Genomic DNA, 16,729 nt, shown 5'->3' with positions numbered 1-16,729 from the left:
ATTTCCATTATTCCGCCTGTATTCATCATTTGCTAATCATGAATCATCATTTTCCCTCATGTTAAAGAAAGGTCATTTAATCTGAACGCATAGCGACAGGGATGACAAATGGCAGGGAAAGCGCATGGGAATGGCGATCGTCGGGGCGATAACACCATATGTGGATTGGGGGATCGTTTACGTCGTCTGACCGCCGGTATTTGCCTGATAACACAAACTATTTTCCCTGTTATGGCTGCTGCCCCTACGCATATTAATTCTGCGCACTCGGATACTGCCGCGTCACTGATCCTGCCGAACGTTAAAACTATTCCATATACCCTGGGTGCGTTGGAATCGCCACCAACGGTCGCGGCACGCTTTGGTATCACCGTTGATGAATTACGTCGCCTGAATCAGTTCCGTACCTTTGCGCGGGGCTTTGACAATGTGCGTCAGGGCGATGAAATAGATGTGCCCCTCATTAACAGTAATAGCCCTGAAGCGCGCAACCTGAAAGCAATGCAGATGGAGCGCGACGGCAAAGATCCGCAAATGCAGGTCGCGGAAATGGCGCAGCAAAGCGGAACACTTTTAGCACGCGATATGGACAGTGAACAGGCGGCGAGTATGGCGCGTGGCTGGGTGGCTTCTTCTGCCTCTGCGCAGGCAACGGACTGGCTCAGTCGTTGGGGAACTGCCCGGGTATCTCTTGGTGTGGATGAAGATTTCAGCCTTAAAAGCTCGTCATTTGAATTTCTCCATCCCTGGTACGAAACGCCGGATAACCTGGTCTTCAGCCAGCACACACTTCACCGTACGGATGATCGCACTCAAACCAACCACGGTATCGGCTGGCGTTATTTCACATCGAGCTGGATGTCTGGCGTCAATATGTTTATCGATCATGACCTGACCCGCTATCACACCCGAACCGGGATGGGCGTTGAATACTGGCGCGATTACCTGAAACTGAGCGGCAACGGTTATCTGCGCCTCAGTAACTGGCGTAGTGCACCGGAACTCGACAATGACTATGAAGCACGTCCGGCGAACGGGTGGGATCTTCGCGCCGAAGGCTGGTTACCGGCCTGGCCGCAGCTGGGCGGCAAGCTGGTCTATGAACAATATTATGGCGATGAAGTGGCGCTGTTTGGTAAAGACGAGCGACAAAATGATCCTCACGCGATTACCGCAGGTTTGAGTTACACCCCCGTTCCCCTGATCTCCTTTAGTGCCGAGCAACGGCAGGGCAAACAGGGAGAAAACGACACCCGAATTGGTATGGAGTTGACGTTGCAACCCGGCCATTCACTGCAAAAACAGCTCGATCCGGCTGAAGTTGCAGCACGACGCAGCCTTGTGGGCAGTCGCTATGACCTGGTCGATCGTAATAACAATATTGTCCTCGAATATCGCAAGAAAGAGCTGGTGCGGCTGACGCTGACCGATCCGTTGAAAGGCAAGCCGGGTGAGGTTAAATCGCTGGTTTCTTCCTTGCAAACCAAATATGCGCTGAAAGGTTATGACATTGAAGCCGCCTCCCTGCAATCAGCGGGCGGAAAAGTAGCTGTTTCCGGCAAGGATATTCAGGTCACTATTCCTCCCTACCGATTCACGGCAATGCCTGAAACCGACAACACTTACCCGATAGCGGTTACAGCGGAAGATTCGAAAGGAAATTTCTCCCGGCGTGAAGAAAGTATGGTGGTCGTGGAAAAACCCACACTAAGCCTCACCGATTCAACGCTTTCTGTCGATCAGCAAATCCTGCTTGCTGATGGAAAATCAACCTCAACGCTGACCTATACCGCGCGAGATTCCAGCGGCAAGCCAATCCCAGGTATGACGTTAAAAACACAGGTGAAAGGTTTGCAGGATTTCGCCTTAAGCGAATGGAAAGACAACGGTAACGGAACCTATACCCAAATAGTTACCGCCGGGAAGACGTCTGGCGCGTTATCGCTGATGCCGCAATTTAACGGCGACGATATCGCTAAGACGCCAGCGCTGATTGCTATCGTGGCGAATACGGCATCCCGCGCTGACTCCACGATTGAGACAGACCAGGATAATTACGTCGCGGGTAAGCCGATAGTCGTTAAAGTGACCCTGAGAGATGATAACGGCAACGGGGTTACCGGACGAAAAGAACTTCTCAAACAAACCGTTAAAGTTGACAACACGAAGGCTGATGACGTTAGTGCCTGGACGGAAGAAAGTGAGGGAATTTACAAAGCAAGCTATACGGCCCATCTCATTGGCGACAAATTAACGGCCCAGCTGACGATGCCCGGCTGGCAAACCAAACATTCGGATGCGTTCAGTATTGCGGGTGATAAAGATACCGCCAAAATCGCTGCGATGCAGATCACCGCGAATAACGCAGTTGCCAGACGCGATCACAATACCGTCGCTGTGACGGTCAGGGATGTGCATCAAAATTTACTGCAGGGACAAAATGTTACCTTCACGGTCGTGAATGGTGCGGCGGTTTTTGCCGATCCAAATGGCGGTATTGTGACGACAGATAAAGACGGGATTGCCAGCGTTAACCTTGCCAGTGACCAGGCGGTAAACAGTCTTATCAAGGCCGAGATCAATGGCAGTAGTCAGTCTGTGGAAGTGAGCTTTATCACTGGCGATATCTCGCAGCTGACCTCCACCATCAAGACGGACGATGTGTCATACACCGCGGGTGGCAAGATAAAAGTGTCAGTTACCCTTATGGATGAGCAGAAAAACCTGGTGAAAGGGATGGCTTCGCTGCTGGCGGGTAGCAGTGTGGTCGAGGTGAGCGGTACAGATAAAAATGAAACGGGTAACTGGAGCGAAGAGTCTGATGGCGTTTACACCACCACCCGAACCGCGAAGATTGCTGGCGATCGCCATTACGCCACGCTGAAACTATCGACATGGAGTAGCGCGCAGCAATCCGATGCGTATGCCATCCGCGAAAGCGGAGCTGTGTTGGCTTATTCCTCCATCGTTACCGACAAAACGGCCTACACCGCGGGCGGCGCGATAAAAGTTACGGTAACACTCAAGGATAGCTATGAAAACCTGGTCGGGGGGCAACGAGACGCTATCAACCTGGCTATCCAGCTGCCAAATACAAAAGCGGAAAGCATTGCCTGGAATGAAGATCAAAAAGGAATTTATACCGCAACGTATACCGCCTTACTCCCTGGCACCGGTTTAAAAGCACAGCTACAGATGTCCGGCTGGGCGAACGCTCTGACTTCAAATGATTACAGTATTAGTGGCGATGCCGCCAGCGCACAAATTGTTGCGATGCAAGTGACAACGGGTAACCCGGATGTGCTGGCGAATGGCAGCGATCGACATACGGTGAATGTCCGGGTGGAAGATCAGTTTGGCAATGTGCTGTCGGAGCAGACCGTCACCTTTACGGTGACGAAGGGGGCGGCTGTATTTGCCAATGCAGGGCAGAGCGCAGATATCAGGACGGATGCGCATGGCATGGCAGAGGTTGATCTGAGCAGTACCGTAGCGGATGCCAGCACTGTTGAGGCTAAGATCAATCAAAGCAGCGATAGTAAAACGGTGAACTTTGTTGCTGATGTTAGCACGGCGCAAGTAGCGGAGCTGGTGGTGACGCAGGACGGCTCAGTGGCTGATGGTTCGACGGCGAACACGCTGCGGGCGAGGGTCACCGATGTGTTCGGGAATGCACTTGCCGGGCAGACGGTTAGCGTGTTGGCAGGCAACGGCGCAACGACTGCTCCGACGGTCACCACGCAGCCGGATGGCACGGTGGAGATCAGTGTCACCAGCCAGACCGCCGGAACCAGTGTGATCACCGCCAGCGTCAACAACAGCAGCCAGAGCCGGGATGTGACGTTTATCGCCGATGTCAGGACGGCGCAGATCGCTGATCTGGTGGTCATTAAGGACGGTTCAGAGGCAGACGGTGCGACGGCGAACACGCTGCGGGCGAGGGTAACCGATGCATTCGGTAATGCGCTTGCCGGGCAGACGGTCAGCGTGTTGGCGGACAACGGCGCAACGGTCGCTCCGGTGGTCACCACGCAGCCGGACGGCACGGTGGAAATCAGTGTCACCAGCCAGACGGCGGGCAGCAGTGCGGTCACCGTCAGTATCAACAGCAGCAGTCAGAGCCGGGACGTGACATTTATCGCGGATGTCAGAACGGCGCAGATCGCGGACCTGGTGGTCATTAAGGACGACTCAGTGGCAGACGGTGCAATGGCGAATATGCTGCGGGCGAGGGTCTCCGATGTGTTCGGTAATGCGCTTGCCGGGCAGACGGTCAGCGTGATGGCGGACAACGGTGCAGCGGTCGCTTCGACGATGACCACAAAGCCGGACGGCACGGTGGAGATCAGTGTCACCAGCCAGACGGCAGGAATCAGTGTGGTCACCGCCAGCATCAACAACAGCAGCCAGAGTCAGAACGTGACGTTTGTCGCGGATGTCAGGACGGCGAAGATAGCGGATCTGGTCGTTAGCCAGGATAACGCGGTGGCAGACGGTTCGACGGCGAACACGCTGCGGGCGAGGGTGACCGATGCGTTCGGTAATACGCTTGCCGGGCAGACGGTCAGCGTGATGGCAGGCAACGGCGCAACGGTTGCCCCAACGGTGATTACAGAGCCGGACGGCACGGCGGAGATCAGTGTCACCAGCCAGACGGCGGGAGTCAGTGCAGTCACCGCCAGCATCAACAACAGCAGCCAGAGCCGGGATGTGACGTTTATCGCCGATATCAGGACGGCGCAGATCGCGAGTCTGGAGGTGACGCAGGATAACGCCGTGGCTGACGGCGCAATGGCGAATACGCTGCAGGTGAGGGTCACCGATGCTAACGGTAATACGCTTGCCGGGCAGGCGGTCAGCGTGATGGCAGGTAACGGCGCAACGGTCGCTCCGGCGGTCACCACTCAGCCGGATGGCACGGTGGAGATCCCTGTCACCAGTCAGACGGCGGGAGCCAGTGCGGTCACCGCCAGTATCAACAACAGCAGCCTGAGCCGGGATGTGACGTTTATTGCGGATGTCAGGACGGCGCAGATCGCGGAGCTGGTGGTCATTAAGGACGGCTCAGCGGCAGACGGTGCGACGGCGAATACGCTGCAGGCGAGGGTCACCGACGCGTTCGGGAATGCGCTTGCCGGACAGACGGTCAGCGTGTTGGCAGACAACAGCGCAACGGTTGCTCCGGCGGTCATCACTGAGCCGGACGGTACGGTGGATATCTCAGTCACCAGCCAGACGGCAGGGATCAGTACAGTCACAGCAACCATCAACAACCATAGCCTGAGCCAGAGCGTGATGTTTATCGCCGATGTCAGGACGGCGCAGATCGCTGATCTGGTGGTCATTAAGGATGGTTCAGAGGCGGACGGTGCGACGGCGAACACGCTGCGGGCGAGGGTGACCGATGCGTTCGGCAATGCACTTGCCGGGCAGACGGTCAGCGTGTTGGCGGATAACGGCGCAACGGTCGCTCCGACGGTCATCACAGGGCAGGACGGCACGGTGGAAATCAGTGTCACCAGCCAGACGGCGGGGATCAGTACAGTCACTGCAACCATCAACAGCAGTAGTCAGAGTCAGAACGTGACATTTATCGCCGATGTCAGGACGGCGCAGATCGCGGAGCTGGTGGTCATTAAGGACGGCTCAGCGGCAGACGGTGTAATGGCGAATATGTTGCGGGCGAGGGTCACCGATGCGTTCGGTAATGCGCTTGCCGGACAGACGGTCAGCGTGTTGGCAGGCAACGGTGCCACGACTGCTCCGACGGTCACCACGCAGCCGGACGGGACGGTGGAGATCTCTGTCACCAGCCAGACCGCCGGAATCAGTGCGGTCACCGCCAGCATCAACAACAGCAGCCAGAGCCGAAACGTGACGTTTATCGCCGATGTCAGGACGGCGCAGATCGCGGATCTGGTGGTCATTAAGGACGGTTCAGAGGCGGACGGTGCGACGGCGAACACGCTACGGGCGAGGGTGACCGATGCATTCGGTAATGCGCTTGCCGGGCAGACGGTCAGCGTGACGGCAGGCAATGGCGCAACGGTCGCTCCGACGGTCACCACGCAACCGGACGGCACGGCGGAGATCAGTGTCACCAGCCAGACGGCGGGAGTCAGTGCAGTCACCGCCAGCATCAACAACAGCAGCCAGAGCCGGGATGTGACGTTTATCGCCGATATCAGCACGGCGCAGATCGCGGATCTGGTGGTCATTAAGGACGGTTCAGAGGCAGACGGTGCGACGGCGAACACGCTGCGGGCGAGGGTAACCGATGCATTCGGTAATGCGCTTGCCGGGCAGACGGTCAGCGTGATGGCAGGTAACGGCGCAACGGTCGCTCCGGCGGTCACCACTCAGCCGGATGGCACGGTGGAGATCAGTGTCACCAGCCAGACGGCGGGAATCAGTGCAGTCACTGCCAGCATCAACAGCAGCAGTCAGAGCCGGGACGTGACATTTATCGCCGATGTCAGGACAGCGAAGATCGCTGAACTGGAGGTCATCCGGGATAACGCGGTGGCAGACGGTTCGACGGCGAATACGCTGCAGGTGAAGGTCACCGATGCTAACGGTAATACGCTTGCCGGACAGACGGTCAGCGTGTTGGCGGGCAACAGCGCAACGGTTGCTTCGACGGTGACCACAAAGCCGGACGGCACGGTGGAGATCAGTGTCACCAGCCAGACGGCGGGCACCAGTACAGTCTCCGCCAGCATCAACAACAGCAGCCAGAGCCAGAACGTCACCTTTGTACCTGGTGATGCATCGCAGCTCACTTCAACCGTTGAAACAAATAAGTCGAACTATACGGTTGGAGAGACAATCACCATCACGGTAACGCTCCGGGATGCGTTCGATAATCTGGTAACCGGTGCAGCTTCACAGTTAGCCGCTGATGGTGTGCTGACGGTGGCTGGCACTGACCCGTCAGAAACGGGAAGCTGGGTTGAATCAGGTGGCGTGTATACCACAACCCGAATGGCGACGATTGCCAGCACCAATCAGCACGCCAACCTGCAATTGCAGACGTGGAGTGATGGCGTAACGTCAGACCGCTATGACATACAGTCCGGTTCTCCGGCGCAAGCCACATCAACTATCGCTACGGATAAAAACGCCTACACCGCTGGTGACACTATAACCGTCGCTGTGACGCTGAAAGACGCGCACGGTAACCTGGTTGAAGGGGGCGAGTCCTTATTGTCTGGTGATAACGTAACAGTAGAAGGAGCCGTACGTTCAGGAGGATGGTCTGAAACCGCCGGTGTTTATACTGCTACATGGTCGGCGCAAATGGCGGGAGACTCTCACCACGCGACGCTGAAGTTGTCTGAATGGGGCAGCAGTAAACAATCAGAGAGTTATTCCATCCACAGCGGTGCTCCGGTGCAGGCAAATTCTGCTATCAGGACAGATAAATCGGCATATATCGCCGGGGAGCCATTAACCGTCACAATAACGTTGCGGGATGAGTTTGGTAACCCTGCTTTAGGGCTGACATCAGAAGTCATCGAGTCTTATATTGATAGTTTCGCGGTAGGCGGCGCAACTCCCGATTCTATGCGGTGGGTCGAGCAGAATAATGGTGAATATACCATTGTCTGGACAGCATGGATTGCCGAGGAAAATCTGGTTGCCAGTCTGAAATTAAAAACATGGGCAGAGGAGATTAAGTCCTCGCTATACGGGATACAACCAGGTGCAGCGGCAAAAACTCAATCAACGATTGTCGCGGACAAAACGATATATATCGCTGGGGATAGCATAACGGTGACCGTTGTTCTTAAAGACGCCCAGGGTAACTTTATTACTGATGGTGTCGTTCAGCTTAATGAGGAAAACGTACAAGTCAGGAATGCGGATCCTATCCAGGGCAATAATTGGGTTTACAACGGCAATGGGCAATATCAAAGGCAGTATATGGCGCATTTTGCGGAAGCGAATTTGAATGCGCAACTGAAGATGGCTGGTTGGAGCGATGCCAATTATTCAAACAATTACACTATCAAACCAGGTGAAGTGAGTCCGCTTGGTTCACAGCTTCGTATACGAGAAGTTTTAGTAGTGGAAGGGGCGGATTTACCTGTCAGTGTTTTATTAGTTGATGATTTTGGAAATCCGGTGGATAACGGTCTGGATTTGCTGGATGATACAGTGTACTTACAAAATGTAGAAAAAAAAGAAGGGGAAAAATGGAGATATGTGGGTGATGGCATATATGAACGTACATATATGGCCTACCAAGAAGGAGAAAATTTAACTTCATTTATGGAGATTAAAGGTTGGCGTATATACGGACAACCATCCTATACCATCCTTCCTTTTGTGGAAGTCGAGTTGCTGAGTGTTAATGGTGTAAAATTCAGGGCGACAGATGGTTTTCCAGAAACAGGGTTTGATGGTGCAAAATTCACGCTGTTACTAACCCATAATATGAAAAATACGGATTATAATTGGACGGCTGGGATTTATGGAATTAATGTTGACAGTAATGGAGAAGTAACATTATCTGTGCTGATAAGAAGTGAAGTTACTATTACCGGGAAACCCAAGAATGGTAAAGGGAATGATGTTGTATTTAAATTCAAGATTAAAAAATGGTTTACTAGTTTAGGTGCTACCAGTAGTAATACCTGGGATATCATAAATACTTCATGTAGTTATGGTCAAATGCCGTCATCTTTAGAATTAGCGCAGCGGCCAAGCGGTGGGGTAGTACCGCGAAAAGTAGGTACGTTGTGGGGCGAATATGGTAATTTAAAAACTTATGGGAACGCTTTTAGCGGTACGGATTATTGGACAAGCACTCAGCTCATGGGAGTACACGAGAAATTTAATCCTGAAACTGGTATATCAGAGCTTGGAACAGGAAAGTCCTCTGGCTTGTGCGTAGAGTATTATTAACGAAGTAATCACTAAATTGCCCTGCATCAGCAGGGCAATTTATATTCGTTATTACGCAGAAGTACGCATCACACCAATAGTATTAAATTCATTTTTTACACTGAGCAAACGGGGGTCATGAAGCAAAACATTTGACCATAAATCATTCTCTTTAATTAATTGTTGCCAGCGCTTTTCATATTCTTTCTTACCATAAACAGTGTAAATTAACGGCAAAATCACACCATTGATTTTGTTAGTGTTAATATTTGCCAGTAACTTCATAATGTCATTTTTTATAGATGCGCCATAGATCAGAAACTTCGTATAAAGCGAGTTAACGCAGGTGTAATCAAGACCATGTTCAGGCTCAAGTTTAAGCAATAAACTTTTGGCTTTGTCATTATGTCCTTTCAGTGCCATGAACATAGCCAGAATAGAGGTAATAATTGGATTATTACAGGTGTTTTGACTGTTAAGATTTAATGCAAAAGATATCGCGTTATCGAGGGGGGATGTGTAATAAAGTATAATTAATTTAAGAATGCTTATGCCCATTTTATTGGGTTCAAGAGCAATGCTTTTTTCTATTAAATTAAATGCTCTTGCAAGGTCGCCGTTCAAAAAATATAGCAGCGACTGATAATAATAAACGTCTGGCGAATTAGGTTTGAGTAAATGTGCTTGCTTAAATAGCACATTAGACACTGAATGTTCATCTTTTAGCCCACTGATTAAACCCAGTAAACCCAATGCCTGAGAATTTGAAGGGTTAATTTCCAGAGCCTTTTCAATGGAGGTTACTGCCGTAGTTATTGCTTGTTTTTGTTCACTGATTCCAAGGAGTGCTAATGATATATGGCATTCCGCCAGGCAACAGTAGGGCAAGGTATTTTGCGGTTGCGTACTCACACAATCTCTAAATATTACTAATGCTCGTTTCAAACTTTCTGGTGTATAACGGTACATTTCCATCCTGCCATTCATATACATAACAGCAGAATCCAGAGATGGCATTTGTTGTGTATTAATAGATTTAAAATTAATGTTGGGTATTTTTTCAATAAGAATATTAATTACTTGTGATAATAATACGGAAAGAGGATTATCGGGGTTGAAATCAATACTTTGATGATCAATCAATTTATGCGTTCTGGCATGGATTAACTCAATAAATAAACGCCAGTTTTTACCATAGTGAACGACCTGACCCATAATATAATATTCTGGACCTGTTTTATTGATAAACTGATGGATGGTGGAGAAATCACTGGCCTCATTTGTTACCGAAGCGGGTAAAATATCTAAACCACAAAAAGCATATTTTGAAAGGCCCTGGACAAGTTCGTAATGGAGTTTTAGAACATTGATCGAACCTTCAGTACGAAAGGGAAAAACGGCAAGAGTGGTGGTCGACTTTACCGGTTCATTATCGGTCACAATCACAATAGGTACAGTAAAACGGTATCCACGACCATAGACCGTTTCGATATACTTACACTGTTTATTCTCATGCAAAAGTTTGCGCAATGCATAAATACATCGTGTTAGAGATTCATCACTGGCAACACTTGCGCTCCAGACCTTATCGATAATCTCTTCTTTGCTAACAATTTCACCGTCAGCATTAAGTAATAGAATGATAACGCCAAGTTCTTTCGGGGGAATATGATATTCTTTGTTTTTGAATAATAATATTCCATTGTTTTTTAATACAAAGTCGCCAAATATATATTGTTGTGTATTATTTTTTCCATGTTGCAGTTGCATAGAACGCTCCTTCCGTTTTCTCTATTCATAGTATTAATTTGATTAATATAAAATAAAGTATTGGCAGAATTGCTCTATCAAAAAACGCTCATTTTGTAAGATTGTGATGAAGAAATGAATGAAAGCAGATGCTTAATAATATGAAACGCTGGTCCCATTTTTCGGGACCAGATAGTAGGCGATAATTGTGGGTGTTACTTAATCAGAAACGTAAATAATCTTTCGCTGAATCAAACAACGCAGTAATGGTTGAAGATAATAATTTGATAATTGTATCGTAGGTGGAGTTGGCTGTACTGTATTTAGTCGTGATAACCTGCACGTCGGTTTTCATGTTTTCTGCCTGGCCGTTATAACCCGCCAGCCATGCCTGGTATTCAGCTGTGCTTATTTCATAACCGGTGAATTCTTTAGATATATTTTTTTCCTTCCCTTTATCGTCCCTATGCACCATTGAGTCTGAAGACTGACTCATACTGTCAATAATCTGAGGGTTGGGAATAATAACATACAGACCGCTACCTTGCGGTTCAACTTCGACAATCGGAGAAGGTGTGCGGTGTTTGGGATCGGGTGGAATTACCGGAAGTCCTAAAGCGGCGTACCATTTTTCTGCTTCTTCTAGTGGTACACCAATTTTGTCAGCAGGTGCCGGAGGGTATAAAACATAGTCTGGATTGTAATGATAGTGGAAATCACCATTAGGATATTTATCGATATAATAAAAATGCATCAAGGCTTTTTGGAATGCATTGACGTCAAAAACTATCGCATCGCCTTTTTTATTAGAGTGAGTCCATTTTCCCATATTGCTTTGGATATGTTCACTGAAGTCCTGCCAGTATGCGCTCATTATCTCAACGCTATTTGCATAGATTTCGAGGTAGTCGCTACCGAGCACACTCATCAAATCAGCAATATCACTGCATATATATTTATCACTTTTAAATTCGTTTGAACTACTGGCCGTTAAAGTACTGCTGGTTGCTGAACTTCTCATTTCAGGCGCAGAACTCTCTAAAGAAGCGATAGCGTGATTTAAGGTACCTTTGGTCGATGCCATTGCACTTGACCCGGTTGTGTTGTGAGCAACGTTAGCCAGGGTTTTTCTCACAGAGTTATGCAAGGTCAATATTTTAGCGGGATCCTTTAATTTTCCGTCAATAGTATTAACATTTTCTGTAAGCTGCAGAACGTTTTTTATCAGCGAATAACTTTCGTGTAAGAGCGCAGATCCTTTCTCTGACAGGTTCTCAGTTGGGAAATTTCTGAGCATGTTTTTAACGAAGTTAAGCTGTATGTCATGCTGGCATTTCCAGTCTTCATTTCGCGGGCTACGTTCACTGACTAAAGTTGATAGTTTTTCAACATCTTTCTTGAGCATAGCGCCAATATTATTATCCTTACTGGCGCTGTTATGCAAATTACCCTCGCTTTTGCTGTTTTCCAGTTGATGAGGCTCCTCACTTTGCGAGGATGCCTCTTGAAGAGGAATGTTTGCATTCTGCTGACGTAGAATATCTATATTTAAATTATTATCTTTATTAATCATGTGTCATTCCTCCTTAAATATAAGAAACTATTATTGCAATAATTTATGAGCGAATTCCTTGAACAATAGCACTATCAGTATCAATAATGGTTTGTATTATTTGCTGTAATAAATTGAGTGCCTGATCTCTTCCTTGAACATCACGATTAATTTGATCCAGATAGCTACTCATAACTGAATGCATGACATTTTTAGCCTGTTCAACAATGTCTTTTTCTGCATGAGTAGTACTTTCTAGAATTCTAAGTGATGCTTGAGTTGATTGATTAACAAGCTGTGAAAGTACATCTGCTTTACCTATAGTAAAATATTTATTATATTTCCTGTTATGTTTTATACTAATACGCTCGTTTTTATCTCTAATTTTTTCTTCCGTAGTTTCTTTTTCTTTATCGTAATATTTCAGGGTCTCTTCTTTTTGTTCTTCATCAAGTGTTGTATCTTTCGTTGTTGTTTTTATTTCTTCATCTATTTGCTTGAGATAAGCTTGTTGATCTTGAACTTCCCTTTTTAATCCTCGCTGTGTTTTATCATCAGTTCCACTGATAGTGTGCTTCTGATCAGGTGTAAGGGTTTGCATCTTTTCGGGATGGCTTCTGAAATTTGCTACAACAGATGCTGCAGCTCCAGCTGCGCCAACTGTTGACCCGGCAAGAACACCTGCCGAACTTGCCATTGTGGCGTGTACGGTTTCTGTTTTCTGATACTGGACAAGTTGTTCAAAAACGTTGCTCATAATAGCCTCAGACATAGCAGAGGCTTTATACATTGATGTGAATACCCTTAAAAATTCCTCCATAACAGCCTGTTGTCGCATGGTCAAATTATCTAGCATATCAAGGATATTATATTTAGATATTTTAATAGAACTCTGTTCTGCAGAACTGCTTGATTGACTGAATGAAATTGTAGCTTGGTCAAGGTCACCCCTCAAATTATCTAGCGTATTCCTTGAGTAATTAAGATTATCCAAAAGTTTTACTCTTAGTTCCGGACAGACTTCTCTGTCTGTATTTTTTAATATTATAAACTGAGAGCTTATGTCATGCTTAATATCTTTAAGGTTATAGTATTGCACAATTTTATTATCATTTGGTATGTTGTTTTCTTTACCATAATCTCTATCAAAGATTGTTTTATCGAGATTGTTAATATTATGTATGCTGGTCGCATTTTTAATTTCATAGGTGGCCATGTTAAAACCCTCTTATACGATAGAATGGGAAGCAAATTTTAAGGCTTCAGTTCGGTGTTGTAATACTCTTACCATCTGGCTTACCTCTTGTTCGACGGTTTTATCCACCCTTTGCAATACTGAAAGCATTTGTTCACGCGTTTTTGATAGATTACTCATGTCCTGTTGTAAAATTGCCATGTCGGCAGAGTTTCCAGCAACAAAACAATTCATCGTCGATGTTGCTATTGCACAGATGAGTAAGCCTATTTTCTCCAGGCCATTACTTATTTTGGCAATCAACTTCAACACTACGGCTGATGTTTGTAGCACGCTGCATACGCTGTCTAATACCTTTATAATATTTTTTGAAACGGAATTAATAATGGATTCAATGGTTGATTTTATAGTGCTTGTTATTTCTTTGGTGACTTCTTCGGCGGCTGTTTTTGATAATGCAGAAACAACGGCCCCTATTGCTACAGAACATATTACAGCTGCACCAATCATTACTGTCGCCATGACAATAGAAGCGGCTGCACTTGCGTAAATACTTTTAACCAGTTCAATCGTATCTTGATCGACACCAATAACGTCCAGAAGCGCGGTGATTGCGAGCAGAGTGGGATCAACTGTTTTAATCGCAGCCGAAAGACCTTCTACAACTTTCCCTAAAATCCAGCCGGTAGCCGTGGTGCCCAGAGCGATTTGACAAGTGATATCTACACCTAATACTACTGCGCCCGCTATTCCTCCAATAAGTGCCAATGCACCCGCAATACTTGAACCACCACTTGGAACTGCAGCAAGAAGACCAACAACAATTAAGACTGCGCTTACGGCAAAGGTAACTACAGTTACACACTCATTAACGATTTTTAAAACTTTAGTCGTGGTAGTATATTTACGTGCTGTTTCATTGAGTTTATTTTCCCTGACATGGTTAATCTCTTTCATTACCTCAGATTGATTTTTAATAGAGTCGCAATTGGTATCACCAATAACTTCCATTACTGAAGTAATCAAAAGGATAAATGTGGCTGTCGCGTTTCTATTTTTCTGGTTTTCCTGTGTCAGGCAAATATTGGTGGTGAAGTTATTAATCTGTTCTTGCTGTTGAATTTCGTCAAAAATTTCCATACTTTGGCCGATCGCAGCATCAGCATCCATAATGGCTGTATTTAACGATTTCTCAGCTAACGATTTTTTTTGTAATGACAGCGTGAGTGTTTTTTCAGCCGCATTTTTTTGCGTCAGTACTTTATTATATTGCGGATCGCCAGGTTGCAGTTGCGACAGCTCTTGATTCAATGTGTTGACTTTTTTCTCCAGCGATTGCACCTTTTTATCGACCGCATTGTAATTATTATTGGCCTGATGCATGATATCGTCGGCTTTTTGCGCATCATCTAATGACGAGGAGTAAGCGTCACTTAATTCACGAAACTTATTATGTGCCATTTCGTGTCGAAGCAGGGTGCTGTCAAGGTTATTATGCAAACGTGTTGTAATATCCTGATCGGCAATGCCTGTTAAATTACCCAAAATCATTGTCAGGCGGGCATCATTCGTCTTTGCTGTAGTGGCGTTGTCTGAATCTGAAACCTGTATTGTAGGCGGAGCAAGCATCGGTTTGTTTTCAAGACGAGCGCGAATATCGTTATCAAGGGATTTCGGGTTTTTATTAAGCCGCATGGGATCAACTTGCGTTTTGCTGCTGTCCTGCAGTCTTTTTTCCGCATCGCTATACTGTGTACGCAATGTTTCACTGATTTGTTCAAACGTGATCGTTTGTCCCGTAATCGGTGCCGACATAATTCACCTCCTTTTTAAGCTATCATCGGGTGTAATTAATTCTTTTTTATTTAACTCATGGCAGATGTTTATTCCCATCTAAAATGGCATCAACGGGAAAGTAAGTAATGTGTTTATTGTTATTCTTCTCATTTATTTTATCGCCATGGTTATTTTTTAAATCAACTGTGCCTTCCTCATGATATTTCCTGGCTAACTCTTCAGACGTAAAAGAAGCGTTTTTTCCGTTTATGTTCATTTTGCCGACTCACTCTGTTTGAACTTCCTCTTCGGAATTGGCTGTCAAAAGTTCAAGATAAGTTGTAGCCATCTCTTTAATTTTTTCATTTTGACTATAGGTTACGACTGTATTAAATAACTCCGTGGCCATTTTAATGTTTTTTAAGCCCATCTGGCATTGACCCATATAATAAACCAAAGAGAAATCGTTATCGGGAGATAGCATTAAACAGATATGATACATGTCGAATGCCTTTTGATAATCTTTCTTCAATTGACAGACGGCGGCATATCCTTTTAAGTAGTTATAATTTTGGAAATCATAAATACAGAGAAATTTAAAAAAAAGTTCAGCTTCGTCAAGTCTTCCTTTTTCATAAAAGTTATAAGCGTAAGCATAAACGCCTTCAAGGGTATCCGGGGTTATGCCATGCAGCTCTGCAAGCGTTGCTCCCATACCTAATGCACGTTCGAACTTACTGGCAATTTCTTTATTTTCTTCTAAATCCAGATTTGCGCTTTCCATCTCTACTCTCTCCTTTCGAACATTCTTTGTTCAGACTTCACCATTTTTTAGAGGGTGGTGATATCAAAATTCGCTCATTTTTATGCCCATCCGTTGGGCTTCGTTTTCTGCATTAAAAACAAGTATTGTTTCAATGAGATAAGATTTTCTATGTGATGAAATGAAAATAATGTAGAGGGAAATTTATCCACAATCCTGATGAACGGGTTCAATTTTGATTGGAATTTGAAAAAGCAGGTGATTTACTGATGTGCGAGCTTAAGTCAGCGGCTGCTGGCCTGAGCGCGGAGGTGTGCGAAATTCACATATCCGGGCATTCCACCTTACCCAGCGCTTCCCAGTAGTTATTCTGATTATTACGCTCCATCGCCACAATAGCTTCGCGGATATGTTGTTTGTTACTCTCATCAGACAACATTAATTTTTCCCACGCTTCGTCTGATAATGACGCCTGTGGCGTGCAAATTTTACGTAAATCTTGCAATACCGTGGTTTTCTCTTTTGCCGACTGTAGCGAGCTGAATGGCGACTCGGCCTGAGAAATGGCTGGAAAAGTCAGGAATACGGTAATCATGAGTAGCATCGTTGGCTTCATAGCGGCAACCTTCTGCAAATGTGCATCGAATGAAGCATAAGTGTAGTTTGCTTTTACCGCTCTCATCATGCTGTACGAAAGGTGTTTGCGTGGTCAGTAAGAAGTGCCAGTTTTTTATACCTTTTTCTTCTATTCGATAGCTTTTCGTTTTTTAAATCGTAGTGATCTTGCCATTATAGTCAGTTAATG

The 16,729-nt window shown here is 46.5% G+C and carries 8 protein-coding genes; 1 reads left to right on the top strand and 7 read right to left on the bottom strand.

Annotation, left to right across the window (positions count from 1 at the left end; translation table 11 throughout):
• The first annotated feature begins 108 nt into the window (after positions 1-108).
• Positions 109-8,910 carry an inverse autotransporter adhesin EaeX/Air gene (locus tag ACJHWR_RS15960; RefSeq protein ID WP_000907453.1) on the top strand — a complete coding sequence of 2,934 codons (8,802 nt, stop codon included), beginning with the start codon at positions 109-111 and terminating at the stop codon, positions 8,908-8,910.
• A gap of 51 nt (positions 8,911-8,961) precedes the next feature.
• Here ACJHWR_RS15960 and eilA read toward each other — a convergent pair whose 3' ends face one another.
• The 7 genes from eilA to yicS all read right to left on the bottom strand — a co-directional run bounded on the left by eilA (position 8,962) and on the right by yicS (position 16,540).
• Complete coding sequence (gene eilA / locus ACJHWR_RS15955; protein ID WP_001176830.1) at positions 8,962-10,659, bottom strand: HilA family transcriptional regulator EilA; 1,698 nt, start codon at positions 10,657-10,659, stop codon at positions 8,962-8,964.
• Positions 10,660-10,861: 202 nt separating this feature from the next.
• Complete coding sequence (locus ACJHWR_RS15950; protein ID WP_000608459.1) at positions 10,862-12,211, bottom strand: IpaD/SipD/SspD family type III secretion system needle tip protein; 1,350 nt, start codon at positions 12,209-12,211, stop codon at positions 10,862-10,864.
• A 43-nt stretch (positions 12,212-12,254) separates the two neighbouring features.
• Positions 12,255-13,406, bottom strand: a complete 1,152-nt coding sequence (locus ACJHWR_RS15945; RefSeq protein WP_000257047.1) for a hypothetical protein — start codon at positions 13,404-13,406, stop codon at positions 12,255-12,257.
• 12 nt (positions 13,407-13,418) lie between these two features.
• Entirely contained in the window at positions 13,419-15,200 is a 1,782-nt protein-coding gene (locus ACJHWR_RS15940) for a YopB/SseC family type III secretion system translocon subunit (protein ID WP_001275758.1), read from the bottom strand.
• A 55-nt stretch (positions 15,201-15,255) separates the two neighbouring features.
• Positions 15,256-15,438: a hypothetical protein gene (locus ACJHWR_RS15935; protein WP_001024523.1), complete on the bottom strand. Its 183-nt coding sequence runs from the start codon at positions 15,436-15,438 to the stop codon at positions 15,256-15,258.
• Between the two features lie 9 nt (positions 15,439-15,447).
• Positions 15,448-15,945 carry a SycD/LcrH family type III secretion system chaperone gene (locus tag ACJHWR_RS15930; RefSeq protein WP_000443166.1) on the bottom strand — a complete coding sequence of 166 codons (498 nt, stop codon included), beginning with the start codon at positions 15,943-15,945 and terminating at the stop codon, positions 15,448-15,450.
• 301 nt (positions 15,946-16,246) lie between these two features.
• A complete protein-coding gene (gene yicS / locus ACJHWR_RS15925; RefSeq protein ID WP_001306625.1) occupies positions 16,247-16,540 on the bottom strand; it encodes a protein YicS in 294 nt (97 codons plus the stop codon).
• Positions 16,541-16,729: the final 189 nt, after the last annotated feature.

The sequence above is a fragment of the Escherichia sp. WS568 genome, from assembly GCF_046486085.1.
GTDB lineage: Bacteria > Pseudomonadota > Gammaproteobacteria > Enterobacterales > Enterobacteriaceae > Escherichia > Escherichia coli.
The sequence above is the reverse complement of the archived record's forward strand: the minus strand, read 5'-3'. Positions and strand labels throughout refer to the sequence as shown.